This window comes from Pontibacter litorisediminis, from assembly GCF_029360645.1.
Taxonomy (GTDB): domain Bacteria; phylum Bacteroidota; class Bacteroidia; order Cytophagales; family Hymenobacteraceae; genus Pontibacter; species Pontibacter litorisediminis.
The window spans coordinates 132,699-159,610 of record NZ_JARDUA010000006.1 but is presented as its reverse complement, the minus strand read 5'-3'; the positions used below and the strand labels follow the sequence as shown (position 1 = coordinate 159,610).

The 26,912-nt window shown below is 53.1% G+C and carries 19 protein-coding genes and 1 other RNA gene; 14 read left to right on the top strand and 6 right to left on the bottom strand.

Annotated features, from left to right (window positions below; translation table 11 throughout):
• Nucleotides 1-242: 242 nt before the first annotated feature.
• The 7 genes from PXG97_RS16760 to PXG97_RS16730 all read left to right on the top strand — a co-directional run bounded on the left by PXG97_RS16760 (nucleotide 243) and on the right by PXG97_RS16730 (nucleotide 7,331).
• The gene (locus PXG97_RS16760) at nucleotides 243-1,343 is read left to right on the top strand and encodes a sensor histidine kinase (RefSeq protein WP_276498947.1); all 1,101 of its coding nucleotides are present in this window, start codon (nucleotides 243-245) and stop codon (nucleotides 1,341-1,343) included.
• Nucleotides 1,340-2,053: a LytR/AlgR family response regulator transcription factor gene (locus tag PXG97_RS16755; protein ID WP_276498946.1), complete on the top strand. Its 714-nt coding sequence runs from the start codon at nucleotides 1,340-1,342 to the stop codon at nucleotides 2,051-2,053. Before PXG97_RS16760 ends, PXG97_RS16755 begins: the two co-directional genes overlap by 4 nt.
• A 54-nt stretch (nucleotides 2,054-2,107) precedes the next feature.
• Entirely contained in the window at nucleotides 2,108-3,298 is a 1,191-nt protein-coding gene (locus tag PXG97_RS16750; protein ID WP_276498945.1) for an outer membrane protein assembly factor BamB family protein, read from the top strand.
• 44 nt (nucleotides 3,299-3,342) lie between these two features.
• Nucleotides 3,343-3,888, top strand: a complete 546-nt coding sequence (locus tag PXG97_RS16745) for a GNAT family N-acetyltransferase (protein WP_276498944.1) — start codon at nucleotides 3,343-3,345, stop codon at nucleotides 3,886-3,888.
• Between the two features lie 359 nt (nucleotides 3,889-4,247).
• The gene (locus PXG97_RS16740; protein WP_276498943.1) at nucleotides 4,248-4,865 is read left to right on the top strand and encodes a phosphatase PAP2 family protein; all 618 of its coding nucleotides are present in this window, start codon (nucleotides 4,248-4,250) and stop codon (nucleotides 4,863-4,865) included.
• 78 nt (nucleotides 4,866-4,943) lie between these two features.
• A complete protein-coding gene (locus PXG97_RS16735) occupies nucleotides 4,944-6,212 on the top strand; it encodes an MFS transporter (RefSeq protein WP_276498942.1) in 1,269 nt (422 codons plus the stop codon).
• A 252-nt stretch (nucleotides 6,213-6,464) separates the two neighbouring features.
• Entirely contained in the window at nucleotides 6,465-7,331 is an 867-nt protein-coding gene (locus tag PXG97_RS16730) for a DUF5694 domain-containing protein (RefSeq protein ID WP_276498941.1), read from the top strand.
• Nucleotides 7,332-7,496: 165 nt separating this feature from the next.
• On the opposite strand, the gene ssrA is transcribed toward PXG97_RS16730, so the two are convergent.
• The 3 genes from ssrA to PXG97_RS16715 form a co-directional block, all read right to left on the bottom strand.
• Nucleotides 7,497-7,866, bottom strand: a transfer-messenger RNA (tmRNA) gene (ssrA, locus tag PXG97_RS16725).
• Nucleotides 7,867-8,009: 143 nt separating this feature from the next.
• Entirely contained in the window at nucleotides 8,010-9,143 is a 1,134-nt protein-coding gene (locus tag PXG97_RS16720) for a transglutaminase-like domain-containing protein (protein WP_276498940.1), read from the bottom strand.
• 51 nt (nucleotides 9,144-9,194) lie between these two features.
• Nucleotides 9,195-11,561, bottom strand: coding sequence for an ABC transporter permease (locus PXG97_RS16715; protein WP_276498939.1), 2,367 nt, complete (start codon nucleotides 11,559-11,561; stop codon nucleotides 9,195-9,197).
• A gap of 307 nt (nucleotides 11,562-11,868) precedes the next feature.
• Between PXG97_RS16715 and PXG97_RS16710 the strand changes: the two genes are divergently transcribed.
• The 4 genes from PXG97_RS16710 (at nucleotide 11,869) to PXG97_RS16695 (ending at nucleotide 17,895) form a co-directional block, all read left to right on the top strand.
• Nucleotides 11,869-13,242, top strand: coding sequence for a sigma-54-dependent transcriptional regulator (locus PXG97_RS16710; protein WP_276498938.1), 1,374 nt, complete (start codon nucleotides 11,869-11,871; stop codon nucleotides 13,240-13,242).
• Nucleotides 13,232-14,590, top strand: a complete 1,359-nt coding sequence (locus tag PXG97_RS16705; protein WP_276498937.1) for a sensor histidine kinase — start codon at nucleotides 13,232-13,234, stop codon at nucleotides 14,588-14,590. The genes PXG97_RS16710 and PXG97_RS16705 overlap by 11 nt, the downstream gene beginning before the upstream one ends.
• Before the next feature lie 254 nt (nucleotides 14,591-14,844).
• On the top strand, nucleotides 14,845-16,500 hold the full coding sequence (locus PXG97_RS16700) for a catalase (protein WP_338088609.1): 1,656 nt from the start codon (nucleotides 14,845-14,847) through the stop codon (nucleotides 16,498-16,500).
• A gap of 336 nt (nucleotides 16,501-16,836) precedes the next feature.
• Nucleotides 16,837-17,895 (top strand): DUF3667 domain-containing protein, encoded by a 1,059-nt coding sequence (locus tag PXG97_RS16695; protein ID WP_276498936.1) that lies wholly within the window; start codon nucleotides 16,837-16,839, stop codon nucleotides 17,893-17,895.
• Between the two features lie 91 nt (nucleotides 17,896-17,986).
• Here the strand turns inward: PXG97_RS16695 and PXG97_RS16690 are convergent, their stop codons facing one another.
• The gene (locus tag PXG97_RS16690; protein ID WP_276498935.1) at nucleotides 17,987-18,520 is read right to left on the bottom strand and encodes a hypothetical protein; all 534 of its coding nucleotides are present in this window, start codon (nucleotides 18,518-18,520) and stop codon (nucleotides 17,987-17,989) included.
• 302 nt (nucleotides 18,521-18,822) lie between these two features.
• Here PXG97_RS16690 and PXG97_RS16685 point away from each other — a divergent pair, with 302 nt between their 5' ends.
• Together PXG97_RS16685 and PXG97_RS16680 are read left to right on the top strand one after the other, a co-directional pair.
• Nucleotides 18,823-20,676: a DNA polymerase III subunit gamma/tau gene (locus tag PXG97_RS16685; RefSeq protein ID WP_276498934.1), complete on the top strand. Its 1,854-nt coding sequence runs from the start codon at nucleotides 18,823-18,825 to the stop codon at nucleotides 20,674-20,676.
• A gap of 1,155 nt (nucleotides 20,677-21,831) precedes the next feature.
• On the top strand, nucleotides 21,832-24,792 hold the full coding sequence (locus PXG97_RS16680; protein WP_276498933.1) for a M16 family metallopeptidase: 2,961 nt from the start codon (nucleotides 21,832-21,834) through the stop codon (nucleotides 24,790-24,792).
• Between the two features lie 111 nt (nucleotides 24,793-24,903).
• Here PXG97_RS16680 and PXG97_RS16675 read toward each other — a convergent pair whose 3' ends face one another.
• Nucleotides 24,904-25,491, bottom strand: coding sequence for an urea carboxylase-associated family protein (locus tag PXG97_RS16675; RefSeq protein ID WP_276498932.1), 588 nt, complete (start codon nucleotides 25,489-25,491; stop codon nucleotides 24,904-24,906).
• Nucleotides 25,484-26,230 carry a guanitoxin biosynthesis heme-dependent pre-guanitoxin N-hydroxylase GntA gene (gene gntA / locus PXG97_RS16670; protein ID WP_276498931.1) on the bottom strand — a complete coding sequence of 249 codons (747 nt, stop codon included), beginning with the start codon at nucleotides 26,228-26,230 and terminating at the stop codon, nucleotides 25,484-25,486. Before gntA ends, PXG97_RS16675 begins: the two co-directional genes overlap by 8 nt.
• Before the next feature lie 472 nt (nucleotides 26,231-26,702).
• Between gntA and PXG97_RS16665 the strand changes: the two genes are divergently transcribed.
• Nucleotides 26,703-26,912, top strand: coding sequence for a hypothetical protein (locus PXG97_RS16665; protein ID WP_276498930.1), 210 nt, complete (start codon nucleotides 26,703-26,705; stop codon nucleotides 26,910-26,912).

The window sequence follows — 26,912 nt, the reverse complement described above, 5'->3', positions numbered from 1 at the left end:
GTTTTAAGCCTGGCGCTGTTACACAATAGCCGCAGTCTGTTACAAAATTCCATACCTTGTAGAGGGCGGCCAGCCACACAGCAGGCGGTAGCCCGGCGCTTGCATCAGGTATAAATTTTACCAACGGCAGTATTTTATTGACGAGCTGCCTAAAGCAGCGGGTTAGGAGGGCGTTTTCATCCACAAAAGCATGGTTCTGGAAAGAGAGAATTGAAATAATTTTCCTTGCTTTGCCGAAAATTATGAAACGCCAGACCACACCCGTTAGCAGCGCCGTGATTACGTTTATCTGGAGCATATTGGCACTTGTCATACTTCTCCAGATTTACATCACCCACGTCATGCCCATACCTGAAAGTATGGTGTATGTGACGGTATTGGTGCTGGGGCACATGGCGGGCGCACATGCGCTCGGCGACCTGGTGCTGCCCCGGTTTATCCGGAACAGGCAGATGCTCCGCTTCGTGCCGGTGCTGCTGCTTAGTTGTGTTACTTTAGCGGTTTTGTTGGCGTGTGTGGATGTGTGGCTGGAGCACGTGCTGCACTTTAAAACCCCAACGCCAGACGGTACGCCGCTCCCGTTCATCCCGCGCGTGCTGGGCTTGTTTGTGGGTATCCTGCTCACGAGCAGCGCTATTTGCGGTATCCGTTTTTACACCGAGCACAGCCGCATGGAGAAAAAGCACCAGCAGCTGCGGGCAGAGCACCTGGAGGCGGAGCTTAAGCTGCTGCGCGACCAGATAAACCCGCACTTCATGTTCAACGTGCTCAACAGCATACACGTGCTTATGCACCGAGACAAAGAGCAGGCCTCGGAGGTACTGTTCCGGTTTGCGGATATGCTGCGCTACCAGTTGTACGAGTGCTCGCAGGCCACCATTCCGCTGGAGCAGGAGATTGCCTACCTGCAAAGCTATGCGCAGATAGAGCAGGTGCGGCACGGCAGTGAACTGCGCCTCGAAGCCGACTGGGGAACCCTGCCCTACAGCTACACGATTGCCCCATTTATACTTGCCCCTTTTGTTGAGAATGCCTTCAAGCATGTGTCGCGGTCGGCAGTTGATGGCAGCTTTATACAGATCAGCCTGCGGGTAGAGAAGGACACCCTGAGGCTGATGGTATGGAACAGCTGCGAAGAAAGCCCGGAAGCTGAACAGCCTGGGAAAGCCGGCGGCATCGGCCTGGAGAATGTAAGGAAACGCCTGGAGTTGCTGTACCCGGGCAACTACGAGCTACAGGCAGAGCAAGCCCACGGCGTGTACCATGTCCTGCTGAAACTTAATTTGGCAGCCACACAGGCCCGTGCACCGCTTACTGAACACTATACCCTGAACACGCCATGAAATTAAAATGCATTGTGGTAGACGATGAGGCGCTGGCCCGCGAAGGGATAGAACGCTACATAGCCGAGGTGGATTTCCTGGAGCTGGTCGGCAGCTACAACAGCGCGCTGCGTGTTCAGCAGGCGCTGCAGCAGCAGCAAGTAGACCTGATGTTCCTCGACATCAACATGCCAAAGCTGACGGGCCTGGGCTTGCTGGAGCTGCTGCCCAACCCGCCCATCACCATCCTGACCACGGCCTACCCGAACTACGCCCTGGAAGGGTTCCGGCTAGACGTGCTCGACTACCTGCTCAAGCCTATTTCGTTGGAGCGCTTCCTGAAGGCGGTAAACAAGGCCAACGACTATTACCTGTTAAAGCAGCAGCAGGCAATGCCGCAAAAGCCTGTTCAAAGCGATTACATCTTCGTGAAGCATAACCGGGCGCTGGAGAAAGTACTTCTGGCGGATATACTCTACATAGAGGCCCTGCAAAACTACGTGCAGCTACACACGCTCCGGAAGAAGCTGGTGGTACACCTAACGATCAAGGCACTGGAGCAGCAGTTACCGGAGCAGCAGTTCTTCCGCATCCATAAGTCTTACATTGTTAACCTGAACCACATGCAAACCATTAGCGGCAACCATGTCAGGGTCGGAGACAGCAGCCTGCCGCTGGCCCGCAGCCAGCGCGAGCCGCTGCTCCACCGGATAGGGCAGCAGCTCTTGTAAGCTGCCCTATCCGATACACAACACGCACCATAACCCAACACACAAAATAAAACTATGCACAAAGCCTCTCTAATCCTGTTCCTGCTCCTCACCCAACTTCTGGTGCAGGCGCAGGAAAACGCCCTCTGGAAGTTTAAGACTAAGGGCAGAATCTACTCTTCTCCGCTCGTTGATGAAGACCTCCTTTATGTAGGAAGTGGCGACCACAGCCTCTATGCCCTTGATAAAAGTTCCGGCAAGCAGCGCTGGGCGTTTAAGACCGGCGGCGCAGTACACTCCTCCCCTGCCGTGCAGGGAAGCCTGGTGTACGTTGGCAGTGCTGATGGCCACCTGTACGCCATCAACAAAAAGAATGGAAAGCTGGTGTGGATGTTTAAGTCGGAGGGAGAAAAAGCCTACGACTTGTGGGACTACTACCTGTCTTCGCCGAAGGTAGTGGCCAATACCGTATACTGGGGAAGCGGCGACAGCCACCTGTACGCGCTGGACAGCGAGACGGGCGAGCTTAAGTGGAAGTTCAAGACTGCCGGCCCGGTACACGCCACACCGGCGGTAGCGGACGGCAAGGTATACGTGGGCAGCTTCGACGGCCTGTTTTATGCGCTGGAGGCGGGCAGTGGCGAGCTGGTCTGGCAGTTCCAGACCGTGGGCGACACGCACTTCCCGAAAGGGGAAATACAGGAAGGCGCCGTTGTGCAGGACGGGGTGGTATACTTTGGCAGCAGAGACTACAACCTGTACGCGCTCGACGCCAAAACAGGCCGCGGAAGATGGAACACGAAAGAGCGCGGCAGCTGGATTGTCGCCACACCCCTGCTTTACAAAGACAAACTCTTCGTTGGCACCTCCGACACCCACGCCTTCTACAGCCTGAGCAAAGCAGACGGAGAGGTACAGTGGAGGTTACCGCTGAACATGCGGGTGTACGGAGCCGCCATAGCGCACAAAGGCATCCTGTACTTTGGCTGCTTTAACGGCAAGCTCTACGGCGTAGACAGTGAGACGGGCAAGGTTGTGTGGGAGTTTCAGACGGAAATGAGCCGGAAGAACTATGCCACCGTCTACGATACCAACGGTGCGTTCAGGAAAGACTTTGTGCTGTACGGCGAAACCATGGAGGCAGTGAAAAGCTCGGAAAGCAAAATACACACGCTGGGCTCCATTCTCTCCAGGCCTGCCATCGACCAGGAGGTGATCTACTTTGGCAGCTCCGACGGATACCTGTACGCCGTAAAGCTCCCCTAAACCGCTGTGCAGCACCTTAGGCCCCACATTTGATGCACGACACAATGGCTATAGAACAAATCCGAACAGAAAGGCTACTGCTGCTCCCCTTCACGCTCAGAACCGCTACCTCCCTTTTAGATGGCGACCTGAGCGTGTTGGCTGAGTTAGGGCTAACACAAACCATGCTCTGGCCTGACCAGGAGGCAAGGGAAACGCTGCCCAAGATCATCCGGAACCTGAAGCTTGCAGGCGGAGCGCCTACTGGCTTTGAGTCCTGGATGGTGGTGCTACGGGAGGAGAAGACCGTTATCGGCGATGCAGGTTTCAAGGGCCAGCCCGGCACAGGCGGAGCAGTGGACCTGGGTTATGCCATTATTGAGCAGGAGCAACGGAAAGGTTACGGGCTGGAGGTGGCGCAGGCACTGACAACCTGGGCGCTGGGCCATCCGGAGGTACAATGCCTTACGGCCAGATGCCTCCTGGATAATACTGGCTCCTCCAGAATACTCAGGAAGCTGGGGATGTATGAGGTGCACCGGGATGAAAAAATGATCTACTGGAGACTCTCGAAACAGCCTGCTGCCCTTGGCACAGACACGGCAACGTAGGCTATAACAGTAACGGGCCCAACCAACACCGGCGGTGCACCGCTGCTTTTGATGAACGGTAGCCATAAGTTGACGAAATACACCGGCGCAGGCGCCAACTCCTCCGCAGCATCCACGAACGGACAGCTGGCTGAGGCCGCTTTCAGAATTTATTTTGTTGTTTTGCGGGACATGCATTTTCGCCGCAGCCTCGTAGAAGCACGAGGCTACACTAGCGCGCAAAACTAAATCGATGACAACACGGCTTTACCCAACCTGTAACAACATGCCGGCACAGCCACGTACCGGGATAGCGCCTTGTTTTTGACGCCATCACATATTCTCCATTTTGATCAGAACAATCAGTTAATAGCTTACCCATGTTATTTATTCAATACCTTGCCATGCTTCTGTTTATAGAGGCTACCACACTTGATGTTTTCTACACCCTTGACCTCGAAACCCTGGAATTGCTGAATGGCAGCAGGCTGGTCCTGTTTGATGTGGTGCTGCTCTTTCTGACGGATACCGCTTATGCCATTGGTGCGCTTCTTCCTGTCTGCTTTTATGTGGCTGGCTACTTCAGGAAAGACAAAAACTTGAAATTGAAAGCTGTTCAGTATGTGCTGGCGATGGGCCTTACGGTTTTGATTGTTGGTACCCTGAAATACGCTGTCGACCGGCCAAGACCGTTCCTCAACAGCACGACCATTACGCAGCTAGCTGAAACAGGTAGCCCCTCGTTTCCGTCGGGCCATACGGCCTGCGCCGTAACCGCCGCTGTTACCTTGGCCCTGATGGTCCGCAACAACCTGTTCCGGGCCGTAGTCTTAGCCTGGGCGCTGCTCATCGCTTACTCCAGGCTGGCCTTGGGCGTGCACTACCCCAGCGATGTGTTAACCTCTGTGTTGCTGGGAACACTGGCCGCCATACTTACAGACTACGCGTTCAGGAAGCACCTGCTGGAGTCCCCTCTTGTCAGGAGACTTGGGTTTTGATTACTCCCATACTAAAGATTTACAGGCTTACGCTAAAGTATATACCAGCCTTAGCACAGGCTGAAGGATTTATATAAGATGAAAAACACGACTACTCTAACAAGTAAAACATCGTTCACCAACTACCAGGTTTTCATTATCGCCATCCTGGCGCTGCTGCAGTTTACGATCGTGCTCGACTTCATGGTGCTCTCGCCGCTGGGAGCCCAATTGATAGTAGAGTTGGCTATAACGCCGAAGCAGTTTGGCTGGGTGGTGTCGGCCTACGCCTTTAGTGCAGGGGCATCGGGGCTTTTGGCCGCCGGCTTTGCCGATAGGTACGACCGGAAGAAGCTACTGCTAATCTTCTACGCTGGCTTTATTGTGGGCACCCTACTGTGTGGCCTGGCGCCTAACTACCTCGCGCTGCTGGTGGCCCGTATTGTTGCCGGCCTGTTTGGCGGGGTAATCGGTTCCATCTCATTTGCCATCATCACCGATCTTTTCCCGCTTCAGACGCGTGGCCGCGTCATGGGCTTTGTGCAGATGGCCTTTGCCGTAAGCCAGGTGATGGGGATACCGTTGAGCCTGTACCTGGCCAACGCCTGGAACTGGCATGCCCCTTTTCTGCTTTTGGTGGGCATCAGTGTACTGGTGGGCATCGCCATTCTGGTGCGTATGCAGCCAATACGCGAGCATCTGCTCCTGCAGACCGACCGTAATGCCTTTAAGCAACTGGCGCATGTGGTGTCGGACAGGCACTACCTAAAAGGCTTTGGCGCGAATGTGCTGCTTGCCACGGCTGGGTTTATGATGATGCCTTTTGCCAGCGCTTTTACGGTCTACAACCTGGGCATCAGCCTGGATGAATTACCGTTCATTTACCTGGTAACCGGCCTTTGTGCCATGGTGGCAGGCCCGTTGGCCGGCAAGCTAAGCGACCAGTTTGGCAAGTATAAGCTCTACGCCTGGGCCTCTGTACTCTTTATGGTCGTGATACCTGTCTACTGCAACCTCGGCACGTCGCCGCTGTGGCTCGTCATCCTGATGAACGTGTTCATTTTCATCGCCAGCATCGGGCGCATGGTATCTGCTTCGGCCCTCATGACGGCCATCCCGGAGCCTGCCGACAGAGGTGCCTACATGAGTATACAGTCGTCGATCCAGCAGATGGCCGGCGGTCTGGCATCGGTAGTGGCCGGCCTGATTGTGGTGCAAACCAGCAACGGCAAACTGGAGCACTACGACCTGATCGGGTACACAGTGGTAGCCACCACGCTGGTCACCATCTTTACCATTTACAGCATCGACAAAGCCATCAAGCAGAAGGCCGCCAGCACACTGGCAAGCCAGCCGGCAACGGCCTGATGCAGCTCTCCCGCCCCTGTACTTTATCCTAAACCTGACAGGTGCTTCTGTTGGACAGGTGCACATGCACACACGCTGCGCATTTGTCCAACAGAAGCACCTGTTTGTCTATTTTCTCCTGTGCAGCCACACCAGATCTTTGTGCTGTTGTTCCTGCAGGTACATTATGACAGGAGCAGCTAGAAAATTTAACGGCTACTGACATGCGCTCATGCAGGCCTTACAAAGCATTAGCAAACCTATATCTATTCTATGAAAAAGTTTTTACTCGCGGCGGCCCTCTTTTCGGGCAGTTTCTTATCTCCGGCGCAGGCACAGGGTACTGCAGCTGCCAAGCAGGATGATCGTGCAAAGGTGCTGCTGCTGGGCACCTTCCACTTCTCCTACCGTAACAAGGATATTGTGGTGACCGAGAAAAAAGACCAGTTGGATGTGATGCGCCCGGAAGCACAGCAGGACCTGGTGAAGCTGAACCGGCGGCTGGCCAAATTTAAGCCTACCAAGATTGCCGTTGAGGTAATGCCCGAAAAACAGGCAGAGCTGGACTCGCTGTACCAGGCTTACCTCGAGGGGCGCTACGAACTGCCAGCAGATGAAGTGTATATGATCGGGTTTAAACTGGCGAAGGAGCTAGGGCACCAACGCTTGTACTGCATCAACGCCATGGGCGACATAGACACGTACCAGAAACCCGGGGCCACCACGTTTGAGCTGCGCGAGGACAAGAAGGAGCGTATGGAGAAGTTCTGGACCTACCTGCGCGCCAAAACCATGGAACGCGCGGAGATAGACAAAGAGCTTTTTAGCCAGAGCGGCTCCCTGTACAAGGTGATTCAGAAGTATAACCAGCCTGAGGCCATCCGTCGCCGGCATGAGAATTACTTCCGGGAGGTCTTCCAATACGAGGAAAAGCCGTACGACTACACCGGGGTGGACTGGTACAGCGCCACCTGGTTTAACCGCAACCTGCGTATCTTCCGCAACATCCAGCGCATCACCGAAAGCCCCGACGACAGGATCTTAGTGATCTATGGAGTGGCACACGTGGCGCTTCTGCAGGAGGCGGTGGAAAGCTCCCCCACACATCAGCTTGTGCCTGCCCATAAACTGCTGAAATAGCGGAAAACGGATACCTGCTTAAGCTTGATCCCTCCTAACAATGCCAGGGAGCAACCCAGGTGCTACGGCGGCAGAAGTCATGCCTCAAGAAGGGTTTGACCAGTGTTTGACCCGGAAAAAGAAAAAGGGCTTTAGCGCATTGCCAAAGCCCTTTTTTGTGGGGTATTGTGGAGATGCAGGGATTCGAACCCTGGTCCAGACAAGGAAACCGACGTGCCTTCTACATGCTTAGGTTTATTCGGATTGTCGGGAGCTTGCAAGTATAAACCAAACTTATGCGCACTCCTTAGATGCTTTATTTCGCCTGTGCACCGCACCTTTACACAGACTAGTAAATCGGATCGAAGCCTCTGATGTGCAAGCAGATTCACGAAGCCTGCACGAGACTATGGCTAGTGCTTAATACCTAGATTAAGCAGCCATGGCGTAGTTATATTCGCCAGTTATTGTTCGAACGGATTTTTAACAGGTGGTACGTTCATCACCCGACATGCTTACACGCAATTTGCTCAAGCTGTCAATTCCGGTCATCCCCATAAGTTAAAGAACGATGTCTTGGTGTTTTATACTTCAAGAAGTATGCCACAAACATAAGCAATATTTATGGCTTTTTGGCTGTTGCCAACGGTTTATTAACGCAAGGCAACAGCCAAAAAGTTTCAGGTTTATCTGTTATACTTACCGCGACGCCGTAGTGGCGGCAGGCAGTGCCGGTGCCTGGTACAGGTCCGTGAGCGAATTGGTATACTTGTAGCGGTCCATTTTATGCTTGCGCTGGAATACTTCCGGTATTTTAGCCCCTACCGGCACAAGCATCAGCGAGGCTTTTCCGTCCACGGTCTCTCTTTCAAAAGCCACGCCCTCGCGGTTGTCAAACCTCACATCGAAGTAGTACAGGTAAGGGTACACCCAGTTCACGTACTGTGCCTTGCTGGCTCCGGACAGGCTCCTGATCTCCAGCTTATTATAGTTGTTAGCAATAGCCTGCTGAAACTCCACTGCGTTCAGGGGCACATTGTTCAGGACCGGCATCACGTCGAACTGGCCGTCCAGCATTGCCCACTTTTTCAGGTCTGGCAGGTATACTTCCAGCAGCACGTGCCCGCCTCCAAACTCTATCGTCTCCACTTCTTTCATCTTCAGGCCCATGGTGCGGGCGGGCAGGCCAATGGCATTCAGGCAGGCGGTGGTCACAATGCCGTACTCCACGCAGCGGAACTGTTTGCCGTCTTTCACCTCGGCCAGTATCGTCAGCGCATCCGGGCTGCTGGGCTCGTTCATGCCGTTGTGCTGCCACTGCTGGTGCACCCAGTTTACCATGCGCAGCGCTTTTTCGGTGTCGTTGGCGGCACCTGCCACAATGGCATCCAGGTTATACTTGGTGCGCAGCTCCTGCAGGTAAGGGTTATTGGGGTTTTGCTCATACATCAAAGTATAAGCTGGCACCTGCTGGGTCTTGTTAAACTGAACCGCCTCAAAGCCATAGCCCTGTAGCTCTGTCAGGGCATACGCCGTGTCGTTCAGGTTTACGTAGAAGCGGTACGATTTGCCTGCCTGCACTTTGAAGCTAATGGAGTCGGTGTTGGTGTAGAAGGTAACGTTTTCCTTGGCCTTGTGCACCGGCACCTTTAGCACATCCGGCGACAGCTGGGGCGAAATGTTCCAGTTTCCTTTTACCAGTTCCTTGCCGATCCTGTAATCGGCCACGCTGGCGGTCGCCTTTATGACAGGGAGGCCTTTGTAGACGTTTTGGGCAAAGGCCGGCGCGAGCAGCACCAGCAGCAGGAGCATCAATGTGACTGTTTTTTTCATGGTTTTATTTTGTAGTAATGGTTTGGATAATGTGATTCTGAGTATGTGCACTTATTCAGAGCGCAGGGAGTTTACCGGGTTGGCCACTGCCGTTTTAATGGCATGGAAGCTCAAGGTCATGATGGCAATGATGATGGTGGAGACAAGGGCCATTGCGAAGACCCACCAACTCAGCTCGGTACGGTCGGCATAGTCGTTGAGCCAACCGTTCATCAGGTACCAGCCCAGCGGCAGCGCGATCAGGTTGGCGATCAGCACCAGCTTCAGGAAATCCTTTGAGAGCAGGTACACGATGCTTGCTACCGAGGCGCCCAGCACCTTACGCACGCCAATCTCCTTGGTGCGCTGCTCAGCCGTAAACAGGGCCAGCCCAAACAAGCCCAGGCAGGAAATGAAGATAGCGATGCCGGCAAAGTATTTGGTCAGTTGGCCCATGATGGCTTCTGTTTTGTACATCCGCTCAAAGTCCTCGTCCAGGAAGTGGTATTCGAACGGAAATGCCGGGTTATGCTTCTTCACAATGCTTTCCATGGCAGACAATACCTCTGCCGTTTGCCCGGAAGTAACGCGAACGAACACGGTGTTTGCATCATTCATGTCCAGCATCATCACCAGGGGCTTCATTGTCTCGTGCATCGAGGTTGTCTTAAAGTCTTTCACCACGCCGATAATCGTAGCACGGTCATCACCGCGGCCAAGCCACTGCCCTACAGGCTCCTTCATCTGCATTAACCGGGCCGCCTCCTCGTTTATAATCACTTTCGTTTCTTCCGCGCCATACTCTTTCGAGAAGCTTCTGCCGTATTTCATCTGCACCTTCATGGTTTCCAGAAAATCGTAGTCCACTTTCAGGATGCTAAACAGAATGTCGGCATTAGGGTCCTTCCCCTCCCAGCCAATGTCTCCGGTAGAGTTACCGACCATCAGCGGGTTCTGGTTGGCAGCCGTGACACCTGTGATACCCGGCACCTTCAGCATCTCCTCCTTCATCACATCATACCGGTCTCGGAGCTCTCCCTCCAATGGCAGCAGCACCACATTTTCTCTGTTAATGCCAATGTTTTTGGTGCGGATAAAGTGCAGCTGCAGGTACACAACCAGGGTGCTGATAATCAGCAACGCAGAAAGTATAAACTGAAACACTACCAGCCCCTTCCGGAAAACCGACACGCTCTTGCTTAGCTTAGCCGTGCCTTTGAGCACTACCGCCGGATCGAAAGAGGAAAGGAAAAAGGCTGGGTAGCTACCAGAAACAACACCAGTGAGTAAAGCCACGCCCAACAGCATCAGGAGCAGCGAAGGGTCGGAAAGGTCGAGCTCGATGAACTTGCCGGTCAGGTCATTGAAGTTTGGCAGCAGGATGCCGGTGAGGTTAACCGATACAAAAAGCGCCAGAAAAGCCACCAGCACCGACTCCACCATAAACTGACGGATTAAAGCTGACTTATTAGCCCCGATAGCCTTGCGCACCCCCACCTCTTTGGCACGTTTGGCCGAGCGGGCGGTGGCCAAGTTCATAAAGTTAATGCAGGCTATGACCAGAATAAACACAGCAACAACCGTGAAGAGGCGTACATTCTCTACGTTTCCGCCCTTGGCTTCGCTTCCCGTAAAATCGCCATACAAATACATCTCGCCGACTGGCTGCACAAATAACTCGGTATTTGAGCCTTGGTGGTATTTCTTTATCAATGGCTTGATCTTCTCATTGAAGGCAGCGATGTCGGTGCCTGGCTGCAACTGCAGGAAGGTGCGAAGGGCGTTGTTCCCCCACTCCTTTAGCCATTCACTGCCGGGGCTGTTAATCCAGTCATTCACCGGCATCACATAGTCGAACTGCATTGTGGAGTTTTTAGGCACATCCTGCATCACCCCGGTTATTTTGTAGCTCTTACTATTGTTGACCTTTAGAAGCTTACCCATGGCCTCATCCGGAGAATTGAAAAACTGGTTAGCCACCGTTTCCGAGATCACGACCGAGTTTGGCTGCGCCAGCACATTTTTAGCATCACCCTGTAGCAGCGGAAACGTGAACACCTCGAAAAACTCTGGGTCTGTGTACCTTCCGTTTACCTTCAGCACTTTGTCATCGTAGGCAAAGAGCTGTTTCCAATCCCAGGTAGTAGAGCGAACGGCATGGATCACTTCCGGCATCTCGCGCTCCAGCGCTTCGGCCAGCGGCCCCGGCGTAGCATCAACGGTTAAATCATCAGCGCCCGGATAGCTCTGCACTTCCATCACCCGGTACAGGTTATCAATGTCCTGGTGGAAGCGGTTGACGCTTAGTTCGTCCCGCACCCACAGCAGTATAAGGATACTGCAGGTCATGCCCAGCGCCAGGCCGGAGATGTTGATGAACGAGAAGACCTTGTGGCGCATCAGGTTGCGGTAGGCCATTTTAAGATAGTTCTTGATCATAGTTTTAGGCGTTGAAGCGGTGGAAAAGTATACCTGCGAAATTTTTTGTCAACAATTTTTCTGCTGTGCTACATGCCTACAAGAAATTTAGATGCCAAAAACTAAAAACCCTGATTATAAGCACATTAATCACTAATCAACAAGTATGAGTGTACGCTTTCGATACACCCGCACCCGGTACACCTGTGCGCTTCCGCTACAGGTATGAACACAGCGTACACTGAAGCAAAGCACCCCTGGCTAGCCGTTTTTATTTTTATCAGACAGAATTGGTATATTCGGTTCTTCAACCTGAACTGTAGTACCTATGGCCTCTGTAAAAAATGCCCGCGTGCTGGTGGTAGACGATGAGACGGACGTGCTGTTCGCCCTGAAGATGCTGCTCAAAACTGAGGTAAAAGAAGTTGTGACCGAGAAGAACCCCGACCTGCTGCCCGGCTTGCTGGAGCGGCAGAAGTTCGACGTGATCTTTCTGGACATGAACTTTAAAAGCGCCCTGAACACCGGCAACGAAGGCCTTTTCTGGCTCCGGCAGATCCTGGACAGGGACAAAGAGGCCTCGGTTATACTTATCACGGCCTACGGAGATGTGGAGCTGGCGGTGAGGTCTTTGAAAGAGGGGGCGGCCGATTTTATTGTGAAGCCCTGGCACAACGATAAGCTGCTGGAAACGCTGCACCAGACGCTGGAGAAGCGGCAACAGAAAGCAAAAGGCACTGCCGCTACCGCTGCTCCCAAAAACACCAGCACCAGTATTCTGGGGCAGTCGGAGGCCATTAAGGAGGTACTGTACAAGATAGAGAAGATCGCGCCTACCGAGGCCAACGTGCTCATACTTGGCGAGAACGGCACGGGCAAGGAGCTGGTGGCGCGGGCGCTGCACGAGAAGTCATTCCGGGCCGGCAAGCCATTCGTGAGCGTAGACATGGGCGCCCTGACCGACAGTTTATTCGAGAGTGAGTTGTTCGGCTACAAGAAAGGTGCCTTTACCGACGCCCGGGAAGACCGCCCCGGCCGCTTTGAGGCGGCTAACGGCGGCACGCTGTTCCTGGATGAGATCGGCAACATCTCGCCGGGCATGCAGGCCAAGCTGCTCACAGTGCTGCAGAACCGGCAGGTAACGCCGCTCGGCTCCAACACGCCCATACCCGTAGACATCCGCCTGATCTCGGCCACCAACGAGCCCATTTACGAGCTGGCTGCCCGTAACCAGTTCCGCAAGGACCTGATCTACCGCATCAACACTGTCGAGATCACACTGCCGCCGCTGCGCCAGCGCCACGGCGACGTGGAGCTGCTGGCGCGCCATTTTGCCGCTATCTACGCCCAGAAAAACCATAAACCAATACCGGACTTTGCCCCTGAAACACTGCAAAAGCTAAGCAGGCACAGCTGGCCGGGCAACGTGCGCGAGCTGCAGCATGCCGTGGAGCGGGCCATTATACTGGCGGAGAACAACATACTGCAGCCACAGGATTTCAGCTTCTCGCCCATGGAGATGGCTCCTGCCGCCCCTGCCGCAGCTTTTATCCCGGAAACGCCTGTACCCCTGAGCGAGATCGAGCGCGAAACGATTATCCGCGTACTGGAGAAGAACAAAGGCAACATCTCCCGCACCGCCAAAGAACTGGGCCTTACCCGCACCGCCCTTTACCGCCGACTGAACAAGCATGACATTTAACCGCCTAGAGCTTGGGCTGCTGGTCCGGCTGGTGCTTTTGCTGGCCGTGATGTACCTGACGGTGCATTACCTGACCCAGTTTTCCTGGCTGCAGATAGGCTCGGGTATACTGGTGATGCTGGCACAGGTGTGGGAGCTGGCCAAGTACGTGACGCGCAGCAACAACGAGTTGGCTAAATTTTTACAAGCCGTGAAGCAGCGCGATTTCTCCCAGCGATTTAACGAGCGCACCACCAACAGCTCACTGCGGCAGCTGCACACGGCCTTTAACCTCATCAACGACACGTACAAGCAGCTGCACATCGAGAAGGAGGCGCAGTTCCAGTACATGCAAACGATCCTGCAGATGATCGATACGGGCATTATGGCCGTGGATGAGGAGACCGGGGAAGTAGAATGGGTGAACGAGGCCTTTAAAAGTATACTGCACCTGCCTTACCTGAAAAGCATAAACGGCCTGGAGCCGCGCTTCCCGCTGCTGCACGAGGCGCTGCAAAGTATAAAACCCGGCGAAAACAAGCTGCTGAAGCTAAAGCTGCAGGAGGGCCAGGTACAGCTGCTGCTCTCGGCCACGGCCTTTACCCTGCAGCACCGCCACCTGCTGCTGGTAGCCCTGAAGAACGTAAGCGCCACCGTGGATGCCACCGAAACCGAGGCCTGGCAAAAGCTGCTGCGCGTGATGACGCACGAGATCATGAACTCCGTGGCCCCTATCGCCTCGCTGGCCGACACGCTGGGCCGCCACCTGCACCTGGAGCGCGAGAAGTATGAGCAGGAGCCGGAGGCCAGGTTAGACCCGGAGCTGCTGCAGGATACGGAAGAGGGTATCTCGATCATCAAGAAAAGAAGTGAGGGGCTGCTGCGCTTTGCCCACTTCTACCGCAACCTGAACAAGTCGCAGGAGCTGATGCTGACCACGGTATATGTGCAGGAGCTCTTTAAAAGTATAAACGGCCTGATGCGCCCGCAACTGGAGGAGCAGGGGGTACAGCTGGATTGCCACGTCACGCCGTCTACCCTCACCTTACAGGGCGACGTGAACCTGCTGGAGCAGGTCCTCATCAACCTGATATTAAATGCCAAGCGTGCGGTGCTGGGGCGACCTGACCCGCAGGTGATACTTACTGCCCAGCAGGAAAACGGCAAGACTGTGATTGAGGTGCAGGACAATGGCGTGGGCATCCCGGAAGAGCTGCTGGAAAGCATCTTCATTCCTTTCTTTACCTCGCACAAGGATGGTTCGGGCATCGGGCTAAGCCTGGCCAAGCACATCATGCTGCTGCACAAAGGCAGCATACAAGTAACCTCTAAGGAGGGGGTGGGCACCGTGTTTAAGCTATACTTTTAAGGCATGGCTGCTTCGGCTGCCTGGCAGGTGCTGCCATGAAGCTCCACTTGGTTCTTTCCTATTGAATGGTTCCCTTCGCTACCAGAACATCATTTCGTCTGTAATATCTTCTATATGCCGTATGCGCTATTATACTTAACCAGTATACTATATAGACATTTCTAAGACACGTATAGACAAAATCTATAAACATAAGCGGCCAACATAGAGTATAATGCTGTAGAAAAATCTATCATTTTATCCGGTTAGCCGATATGGAAGAAAATAAGAAGAAATACCGCACTGCAAGCTCAGGCAACGGCCAGAAAGGCAATGGCCAGAACAAAGGCCGCACACTCACCACCCGCCAGGGACACCCTGTCACCGACAACCAGAACATTAGAACGGTGGGCAACCGTGGCCCTGCCACCATGGAGAACTACCACTTCATTGAGAAAATATCGCACTTCGACCGGGAGCGCGTGCCCGAGCGCGTGGTGCATGCCCGTGGCGCCGGTGCGCACGGTGTGTTCCAGGCTTACGGCACGGTAGGCAACGACCCGGTAGAGAAGTATACCCGCGCCAAGGTGTTTAAAAAAGGTAAAGAAACGCCGGTTTTCGTGCGTTTCTCCACGGTGGGCCACGGCACGCACTCCCCCGAGACACTGCGCGACCCGCGCGGCTTTGCCGTGAAGTTTTACACCGAGGACGGCAACTGGGACTTGGTAGGCAATAACCTGAAGATCTTCTTTATCCGCGACGCCATGAAGTTCCCGGACCTGATCCACTCACAGAAACCGGATCCGGTAACCAACATCCAGAGCGCTGAGCGCATCTTCGACTTTTTCTCCGGCACGCCGGAGGCAACCCATATGGTTACGTTCCTGTACTCGCCGTGGGGCATCCCGGCCAACTACCGCCAGATGCAGGGCTCGGGTGTGAACACTTACAAGTGGGTGAATGCCGATGGCGAGGCGGTGCTGGTGAAGTACCACTGGGAACCCATGAAGCAGGGCATCCGCAACCTGACACAAAAAGAGGCCCAGGAGATTCAGGGCAAGAACTTTAACCACGCCACCCAGGACCTGTATGAGGCCATCGAGCGCGGCGATTTTCCGGAGTGGGAGCTGAACGTGCAGATCATGAGCGACGACGAGCACCCAGAGCTGGATTTTGATCCGCTGGACGACACCAAGCTGTGGCCGAAAGAGCAGTTCCCGTGGTACCCGGTAGGCAAAATGACGCTGAACCGCAATCCTGTGGATTACTTTAACGAGGTAGAGCTATCGGCTTTCGGCACAGGTGTGCTGGTGGATGGCCTGGATTTCTCAGACGACAAGATGCTGCAGGGCCGTACCTTCTCGTACTCCGATACGCAGCGTTACCGTGTGGGCGCCAACTACCTACAGCTGCCGATCAACGCCCCTAAAACGCACGTTGCCACAAACCAGCGCGGCGGCCAAATGGCTTTCGACACCGACTTTGCCGAGGGCCAGAACATCCACGTGAACTACGAGCCATCTATACTGGGCGGGCTGGAAGAATCTCAGAAGCCAGGCAAAGACTACATGCCGCGCTACGAGGCGAACCTCATGCGCCAGCCTATAGATCGCGCTAACCCGTTTAAGCAGGCCGGTGAGACTTTCCGCAATTTTGAGGACTGGGAGCGCGACGAGCTAATTATGAACCTGGGCAACGATCTGGCCAAATGCGACCCGCGTATCCAGGAAAAGATGCTGAGCCACTTTACACAAGCCGATGAAGATTATGGCCGCCGGGTAAAGGAGAGCATTGAGCGCGCTACCACCGAGATGAAAAAGATGATGAAGCATGAGAAGATTGCGGGCACCGACGGTCCGCTGGGCAACGTAACCGGCGAGGAAGGTGTGGAAGAGGCACAGGACAGGTCGCACCCTGGCAAGCCATATTAAGCGCTCGCATCACAGCTACAAAGTATAAAGCCTATACTTTGTAGCCTATAACCGAAGGCAGCTGCATAGGGCAGCTGCCTTCGGTGTTTTATGCATAGTGTGTGCCCCTCCCGCTCAAGCTCCTAAAAACGACAACGGCTACTACTCCTTTAAATGGCATCCCCCAGCCATCGCAGCCTCTTTGGGTAGTTTTGCTCCAGAGCCCAATCTTATATTGCCCAGAAGCTATATTTACTAAATATTTACAGCATATCATCATAGAAAAATGCTACAATTGTTTACTTTAGGGTTTTAAAACGGCTAAAGGCGCGTCTTTTATACCTTTATAGTACGCTTATGAAAAAGCATTATCGTTCCGAAAACAATTGTTTGAACTGTGGGGCAACGGTTACAGGTAAATTCTGTTCGGAATGCGGGCAGGAGAACCTGGAGCTGCACGAGGACTTCCTGCACCTGGCCCTGCACAGTGTTGGGCACTACTTCCACTTTGAGTCTAAGTTTTTTCACAGCATGGTGCCTCTTTTTACAAAGCCTGGCTACCTCACCAAAGAGTATTTCGCGGGAAGACGGGCTGCGTACCTCAACCCGGTCAGCATGTACATTTTCATCAGCATCCTGTTCTTTTTCTTATTCACGGCCAATACCAACATAAATAAGAAAGACATCATGAAGGAAAATGCGGCAACGGAAACAGCTGAGGAAAGGGCTGAGGCGAAGAAAGAGCTCGGCGAATTGAAAAACGCCATCTCTCAGAAAGCAGCAGACGGCACCGTATCCCCGACAGCCGCTAACTACTCCTACACCATCCTCGACCAGGCTGAGGCCTCGCTGGACACAAGCACCGCACCCCAGAATGGCGCTGTTATCTTTACACAGCCGACCGCAACGGAAACAGAAAAAGACAAAAAACCAGAAGGAATAGACATAAACATTGGCAGCGAAAACACTTGGCTAGGTTCGCTGGGACACAAGTTCCGCGAAGTGATGGATGATGACCTGAGCAGCGAGCTCTTCAAAAACAAGCTAATAGGCCACCTGCCCAAGGTGATGTTCATTCTCTTACCCCTGTTTGCGCTTATCCTGAAACTGGTGCACGTGCGCTCCTCTAAACTGTATGTGGAGCATCTGATTTACTCTATCCATGTGCACTCGTTCCTGTTCCTGCTCTTTTCCATCCTGATACTGCTCGGATGGATACTGCCCTTTTTGGATGGCTGGCTGGAGCTGCTTGGCGTGGTCATAACCTTGTGGTACATCTACAGGTCTATGCGCAACATTTACCGGAGCACTCGCTGGCGCACGGTTTACAAGTTCTTTGTGCTCTTCTTTGCCTACGGCGTTCTGCTGACCATTAGTGGACTGGCTGTGGTGGTGGCAACGCTGTATACTATTTAGGAGGCAGTAGATCACACCGAAATTAAAAAGCCTCAGGGAAGAGTATTCCTGAGGCTTTTTAGTGCCAGCTTGCAGCTCCTCTTGCTAGGGCTTACTCATTATCGCCAAAAAGCTTTCCTTTTACCCAATCCACAGCACCAGAGGCTTTGTCAGCATACTTGTTGATGTCCTCTACCACTTCGCCGACATGGTGTTTTTCCCATAAGCCTCCGAAAGTCTTGCTCTTGGGCTTCTCTATGTTCAGGAACTTTTCCTCCTTTGAGGCGGCCTCCCCATTTTCCATTCTAAAGCCCTTTACTTCGGTGAGCACGTACTGCCTGCCGCCCAGCAGCACATAAAACTTTTTCGGCTCAGTAGGGCTGATCTCGTATGCGGCCGAATCAATATCGGTGTAGAACATCAGCCTTTCCTTCTGCCCTACTACCTGAATATGGAGCGAGTTGGGATTGTACTCTGGTTTTATCGTCCAGAGGCCGTTGACTAAAACGCGGCCTACGCGCACGTTCACCTTGCTGGAGTTTGCTTTCAGGAGTGGTAAGCCGTTATAGGTGCTCTGCCCCAAAGCAGGGCCTGCCAGTAGCGCAAGCAGCAGCGCACCTACTGCTAAAGGCTTAAAAGTTTTCATGCTTCTTCAATGGTAGTAGTGGTCTGTAATAGCCGAAAAAGTGGCGCCGTTTAACAATTCCTAGGATTTGCCAAAGCATACCCCGTGGCGGTTTATGTGGTACTAAGGCAATAAAAGATTCAGCAATTTAAGGTTTATGTTTTAACTTTTTGAAGGCAACGGCATTAAAATTTATACTTTTTCTGTTCTCCATAGAGAGCAAGGCAAGGAGCAACACGAGCGAGAACAGTGGATAACCCTATGGATAACTACTTGATAAAAAGCACTCCCAACTGAGCTTCGGATTGATTATCTTTGTAGTAATGGAAAACTTTGTAGTATCAGCGCGTAAATACCGCCCCACCACGTTCGACAGCGTGGTAGGGCAGCACCATATAACCAATACCCTTAAAAACGCCATTAGCAGCAAGCATTTGGCGCAGGCTTTCCTTTTCTGCGGTCCGCGCGGTGTAGGCAAAACTACCTGCGCCCGTATCCTGGCCAAAACCATTAACTGCCAGAACATCACTCCGGAAGTGGAGGCCTGCAACGAGTGCGAGTCCTGCCGCAGCTTCAACTCCAACAGCTCCTTTAACATACACGAGCTTGATGCCGCCTCTAACAACTCGGTGGAGGACATCCGCAACCTGGTGGAGCAGGTGCGCTATGCGCCGCAAACAGGCAAGTATAAAATCTATATCATAGACGAGGTGCACATGCTCTCGAACCAGGCCTTCAACGCTTTCCTGAAGACGCTGGAGGAGCCGCCTTCGTATGCCATTTTCATCCTGGCCACCACGGAGCGCCACAAGATCATCCCGACCATCCTGTCGCGCTGCCAGATCTTCGACTTCAACCGCATCCGCATTGAGGACATGGTGCGCCACCTGGGCAATATTGCCACCAAAGAAAGTATACAGGCTGAGCCGGATGCCCTGCACCTGATCTCGCAGAAGGCTGACGGCGCCCTGCGCGATGCCCTGTCGATCTTCGACCAGATGGTGACCTTCTCGGGCAGCAACGTCACCTACAAGGCTACCGTTGAGAACCTGCACATCCTCGATTACGACTACTACTTCCGGCTGACAGACCACCTGCTGGAGCAGAACCTCTCGGGCTCTTTGCTTTTGTTTGATGAGATCCTGAAGAACGGCTTTGACGCCCATAACTTCCTGATCGGCATTGGCGAGCATTTTCGTAGCCTGCTGGTGTGCAAAGACCCGCAGACAGTGCAGCTGCTGGAGGTGTCGGACAACATCAAGGCCAAGTATGCCGAGCAGTCGCAGAAGGCCAGTGTATCGTTCCTGCTCTCGGGCCTGAACCTGGTGAGCACCTGCGACACCAACTACAAGAGCAGCAAAAACCAGCGCCTGCACGTGGAGCTGTGCCTGATGAAAATGGCGCACCTGAATGCGGCCCTGAGTTTTGCCCAGGAAGGAGAAGTATCAAAAAAAGCTAAGGTAGCGGCCCCGGCACCAGCCTCTACCAGCCCTGTTGGTGCCCCCGCTGCTCCTGCCGCCCCTGTACCGTCGGCGCAGATGCAGCAGCCGGTTACGGCGGGCAGCGTGCCATCGGCCACGCTACAGCAGCCGCCGCAGCCACAGCAGGTAACAGCTGATGCGCATGTTGCACCGGCCAAGCCAGCGCCGCCTGCCGCCCCAGCCCCGGAAAAACCCCGTGCCGGTGTGCAGCTGCCGCCGCCCAAGAAACTGGGCAAGCTGCCCAGCCTGAAAGACCTGCAGAACCCTCAGACTGCCGTGGCGGAGGTTGCCGTAGCCGAGGAAGAGGAAGATACCCACTACGGCGCCGTGGTGCCGGTGGATGAGGCAAGGCTGAAAACGGTATGGCACGCTATTTTGCGCCGAAAAAAAGCGGAGAACATGATGGAGTTCACACTCCTCAACCGCCAATACCATGTAGGGCAGGATAATGAGATTGTCCTGCACCTGGAGAACCACGTGATGATGGACCAGTTCACGGCGATGCGCCCGGACATACTCCGGGAGCTGAAGCAGCAGCTGGGCAACCGGAGTATAAAGCTAAGGGCTGAGGTGGTAGAGGCGCAGGACGAAGGCCGGAAGCTGTACACCTCGGCAGATAAATTCAATTACCTGGCTGAGAAGTACCCCGTGCTGATTGACCTGAAGCAGCGGTTTGGCCTGGATGCAGATTTTTAACCCAGCCGTTTTTATAACGTAAAAGCCCCTCCTCATTTACAGGAGGGGCTTTTGCATTTAGCGCTCTGTTAGCCATCATACCCGCTGCTGTCGCTCCTATTTTTTAGCGTTCTGGAGGGGGCCTTGGTGGAAGGGAGGTGAAGGTGCGGCTGCGAAATATGCACCCATTTCTTAGAACTGTGCTCGCTAGTTCAAAAACGCCTATTGGCTCTTTTAAAGGAGAGCAATCTCCGCCGTGCCAGGTCCACCCACCCCTGCCCCTCCTTGTCCAAGGATGGGAGCCTGTAAATACTCATACTGAAGTATAAATTGCGTAGCCGCTGGCGTTGCGTGAACAGGTTGTAACCAGTTCCTACAGGTGTAAACTCACCCCTAGCGAGCTACGCTCGCTAGCTTAAAACTCTCGTTTTGGCTAGTCCAGAGGAGGGGAATTGTCCGGCAGGCGATTTCATTCATTGCCTCCTTCCAAGGTGAACTACCCCACCCCGACTCTCCCCTAAGAACAGGGGAGGGAGTTCAGTTCCAGCTCCGTCAGTACGCACTATCGAAATGTTCCCCAGTCTTTGGGTTGAGCGCCTTCTAGATTTCTGGTGACGAGCCGGAGGCGAGGCAGCCCGAGGCACGAGGGCAGGAAATGTAGACAGCGCGATGCCCGAAGACGAGCCCTCTCGGGCTGGAGAGCACCAAAACCAGAGGTGAAACGAGCAGGTGGTAAGACTGAGGGTGAACAGTGGCTAGAAAGGATAGCTTAAGTCAAGTTGCAGGAAGCGGTAGCAACAGGGAGAGCACGAACTACAAGCTCGCGCTAGCGGGTGAGAAGCTATGGCTGAGAACAGGCACAAGCGGATACTTGCGCCAGCAGAAGTATGAAGACAGCCAAAGTATAAAGTATGGCGTACGCGGACTTAGAGACCCGCAGCAGCGAAGGTCACGGACAGGGAGGTCCGGAACAGCGGCACCGACAAGTATAGCTTAAGTTATACCTATGCCTCTTCAAACCGAATAAATTGCAAACCCGACACCATGAGCAGGATAAAGTCCGGAGACTTGCGCCAGGAATCTGGAAGTACAGATAAAAGCCAAATAAGAGAAAGAAAACACACGTTATTTAAAAGACTTCATATTATCTTTATAAAAAACTACAACATCAAAACTATGGCAATAAAAAGAGGCTCCTCTTTGCTCTTGCTTGCGCTGGGTCTTACGTTCACGCAGTGCAAGAACGAGGCGTACCAGGCACAATCATCTACGGATGCTACAGCAACCGCTACTACGGCTCCTGCCGAGAAGGAGTACAAGTATGAGACAGTACCCAACGACCCGCTGAACGCCCGCATCTATACCTTGGACAATGGTCTGAAAGTATACTTGTCGGACTACGAGGAGGCACCTCGTGTCCAGACCTTTATCGCGGTGCGCGCCGGCTCTAAAAACGACCCGGCCGATGCCACTGGCCTGGCCCACTACCTGGAGCACATGGTATTTAAAGGCACTACCGAGCTAGGTACCCAGAACTGGGAAAAAGAGAAAGTAGAACTGGACAAGATCGAGGCGCTGTACGAAAAGTATAGAGCCACCAAAGATGAGGCCGCCCGCAAAAGAATCTACGCCCAAATCGACTCTGTTTCTGGCGTAGCCGCTACGTATGCCGTTGCCAACGAATACGACAAGATCCTGAGCGCCATCGGGGCTAAAGGGACCAACGCCTATACATGGGTAGACCAGACAGTATACACCAACGATATCCCAAGTAACCAGCTGGAGCGTTGGATTGAACTGGAGGCAGACCGGTTCGGCGACATGGTGCCGCGCATCTTCCATACTGAATTGGAGGCCGTTTATGAAGAGAAGAACCGCACCCTGGACAGCGACGGCCGCAAAGTGGCTGAGGTGATCAACACGGCGCTCTTCCCGACGCACCAGTACGGCACGCAAACCACTATCGGCACCATCGAGCACCTGAAGAACCCATCCATCACTGAGATCAAGAAGTACTACAACAAGTACTACATCCCGAACAACATGGCCATTGCCATGAGCGGTGACATCGATTTCGACCAGACGATCCGTTTGATTGACAAGTACTGGGGAAGTATGGAGAAGAAGCCTGAGCCTTCATTTAATGTGGCGCAGGAACAGCCGATTCAGAAGCCGATCGTGAAGGAGGTACTGGGGCCGGATGCGGAGAACGTATCCATCGCTTTCCGCACCCCAGGCATCAACACCAGAGATGCCTTGGTGATCCAGATGATCAGCAACCTGCTCTACAACGGCCAGGCCGGTTTGATAGACCTGAACCTGAACCAGCAGCAGAAGGTGCTACAGTCGTACGCCTACGACACCCCCATGAAAGACTACGGCACGTTCCGGATGACGGGCTTGCCACGCCAGGGCCAGACGCTGGACCAGGTGCGCGACCTGTTGCTGCAACAGCTGGAGATGATCAAGAAAGGGCAGTTTGACGAGTCGCTGATCCAGGCGGTGGTGAACAACGACAAGATCAACACCATGAAGGCGTATGAAGACAACAGCAACCGTGCGGATGCCTTCGTAACGTCTTTTATTTATGAGATGCCTTGGCAGAAATTTGTGAGCCGCCCAACTGAGTTTGCCAGCATCACCAAGCAAGACGTGATGGACGTAGCCAACAAGTACTTCGGCAACAACTACGTGCTGGTGTATAAGAAAACCGGCAAAGACCCGAACGCGCAGAAAGTAGAGAAGCCTGCCATTACACCGGTAGCTGTTAACCGCGATGCGCAGTCTCAGTACTACAAAGAATTTATGGCCAAAGAGGTGCAGCCACTGCAGCCAGTGTTCCTAGACTACAGCAAAGACATCACCGAAGCGAAATTAAAGCAGGATATTCCGCTGCTGTACACCAAGAACAAAGACAACGAACTGTTCCAACTGTACTACATCCTGGACATGGGCACCAACAACGACCAGAAGTTGGGTAAGGCCGTGAACTACCTCAAGTACCTGGGCACCGACAAGTATACGGCGGAGCAGCTGCAGAAGGAGTTTTACCAGCTGGGCACCTCGTTCGACGTGTTCTCCTCCGGCGATCAGGTGTATGTGAGCCTGACGGGCCTGGATGAGAACTTTGAGAAAGGCCTGAATCTGTTCGAGAGCGTGCTGGCCAATGCCAAGCCAGACCAGCAGGCGCTGAACGACATGGTGGCCGGCGTGCTGAAAGCCCGCGAGGATGCCAAGAAGAACAAAGGCATTATCCTGCAGCAGGCCATGATGAACTATGCCAAATATGGCCCTAAAAACCCGTTCAACACGGTGTTAAGCGAGAAACAGCTAAAGGCCGTGAAGCCGCAGGAGTTGGTTAACATCATCAAGAGCATCCCAACCTACGAGCACCGCGTGCTGTACTATGGTCCACGTGAAACAGCCAACTTGGTAGCAGCCCTGAACGCGGGCCACAATGTGCCGGCCACGCTTAAGCCGGTTCCTGCCGAGAAAGTATACAAAGAGATCGACTTTACGCAGCCAACGGTATACTGGGCAGACTACAACATGGTGCAGGCCGAGATGATGTTCGTAAGCAAGTCTGTGCCTTACAGCAAGGATATTATTCCGGTAGTGCGCCTCTACAACGAGTACATGGGCGGCATCGTGTTCCAGGACCTGCGGGAGTCAAAGGCCCTTGCCTACTCTACTTACTCCTACTATGGTACCGCTTCCAAGAAAGACCGCGCCAACTACCTGGTATCGTACATTGGGGCGCAGGCCGACAAATTATCTGAAGCCATGGCCGGTATGCAGGCCCTGCTGACGGAAATGCCTTTGGCCGATGCGAACTTCCAGAATGCACAAGCTGCCCTGCGAAACAGCATCTCAACGGAGCGCATCACCAAGTCCGGCATTTTGTTCGATTACGAGCGCGCTAAGAAGTTAGGCCTGAACTACGACATTCGTCAGGATGTATACCAAAGCGCCAACAGCATGACCTTTGACCAGCTGAAGGAGTTCCAGCAGAAGTACGTGAAAGCACAACCACAAGCTATCCTGGTGATCGGCTCTAAAGACAAGCTGAACTTTAAGGAACTGGAGAAGTATGGCAAAGTAAAACAGCTGACCTTGAAGGAGCTGTTTGGGTATTAATTGGGATGCTAGATAGTAGTACTTAGCTAGTAGACTTTAACAGAAAGCGGCAGCCAAATATGGCTGCCGCTTTCTGTTAAATAAGGTATCGTATTGGCTTTCCGCTGCAAATCATCCTTCAGAGATGATCTCATATTGAATAGGCTTAAAGGAGTAGTTGTTAGACTGCTCCGCAGAGCATGCCGTCAGCCCCACAATCAGGTCCATTTTTGCCTCTAACAACACGTAATCACCGGCATTACTTTGCGGCGGCTCCACGGTAAGCGTCCCGTTTGGTGCAAACTGCACATTCATAAAAATGTTGAAGGCCGTTGGGATGTCATCAGGAGCGATGCCATACTTGCTTAGATTGGTGTGCAGGTTCTCGAAGCAGCTGGGGTGGTAATCGGGGTTGTTGTACATAATTTGAAAAGTCTCGGGGCTGCAGGGGGCCAGCAGAAAATCGTTGCGCCCGTTCGTATCCTCCAGAATTTCCATCATTTTCCGGCTGCGGTTGCTCCAGAGGTGGTGGCCTTTGGTTATCAGTATCGTCTCCTCAAAGTCAAGGGTTTTGCCTGATGACAGTTTCTCGCGCAGGTCTTCTGCGTTGAACAGCACCATGTCGCTCACCTGCTCCCCCTGCGGGTCTATCACCTTCAGCCTGTCTCCTTTCCGAAGCTGAAAGGCTGCGCCTGTCTGTTTTGCAATTGTGTTAATCATTTTCTTCTTTTGGTTGGTGATCAAATCCGGCATGGAAGGGGCACTTCCATTTTTCATCTACCTGCCGGCCGCTGTACTGAGGCGCCTCCAGCCCCTCTCCGAAGTTGCTCAGCATTGGGTTTATAGAGCCGTCGTAGGCTATCTCCCGCTCCCGGATTACCTTTTGCATGTTTTCGTAAACCCCCTTCTCACGCAGCTGCTCAAACTGGCGGTGCAGGTTAAAAGCCAGGGCTGTGTGAGTAAACCTTCTGGCCTTGCGACTGGCGTTGGGGTGCAAGCCTACCACAAAAAAGGCTACGCCGTTATAGCTGAAACTAAAATCGCTGTCCTCTGGGTTGATGCTTACGTCCGGATCCCAGCGCTGCAGGTGCTTTTCGCTATCGTGCAGCTTCTGGAGCTGCCGCCACAGCTTTTCCTCAAAATCAATCTCTGATACTGCCTCATCCGTGAAAACGGCGATCAGCGTCATGTATTCGCTTTCGGCAGACAAGGTTTCCGCCGTGTAGTTTTTCAGGTCCTCACCTAACTGGCGCGTGGTATCGTCGGCTCCCATACCACCATACACCCCCAGGCGGTACTGGCTGGAGTTCAGGGCTGCCTTGGCCCCTACACAAGGATAATCGGTGTCGATCAGCTTCTCAATTATACTGGCATGAATTTCCCTCACCCGCTCGTCCTCGCACGCTTCTAGTTGCGCAGGAAGGAAATATGTTTGTGATTTAATACTATTTTCAGACATTTTAAGATTTAAGTTAGCATCCTCTACTAATCTTGTTTAGCAGAGAGTATAGACTTTGTGTTACGGCAAAACAACGTCTGGGGATAGGTAACGCAGAAATTTCAGAGGATAGATGAAAGAAAGCCTTCACAGCACCGACAGCAGGAACAAAGCAAGGCGCCTTTCTCCTGTACAAGCCTTGTTATGGTCTGAACTTATGCGTTATATTCAGTACAAAAATTTTCAGAGCACAACCTATACTTTTGATATTTATTCAGTTAAGAAACATGATCAGATTCAAGGGAGGGTGTAAGCGGTTTCACTAAACCTAAAGATCTAAACCTACCCGAAAAGGCAGACTTATAGGAAAATTCTTTTTTGGTCTGGTTAATCTTTGTGTTTGTCTAGTAGTAAAAACCAGTTTGGCTGTATGTACCTATATTAGTAAAAGCACTAGAGCCGTAAGTATAACCTCAAGTAAACTGTTTCAGCGATGGAAAATAACATCAACTACACCAAAGCAACACTACTTCTAGTATCTGGCATGCTGGCAGTTGCAGCCTCCCTCTTTTTGGGCCAAGAAAGCGAAGGCTACGGCTTCCTGGTTGGCTATGGCTATACCGCTGTGGCAGGTGGTTTGGCAGGCATGCTGTATAGCTACCTTAAAACGCAGAGGCTTAGAAAGCAAGGTAAGGCTTCGTAG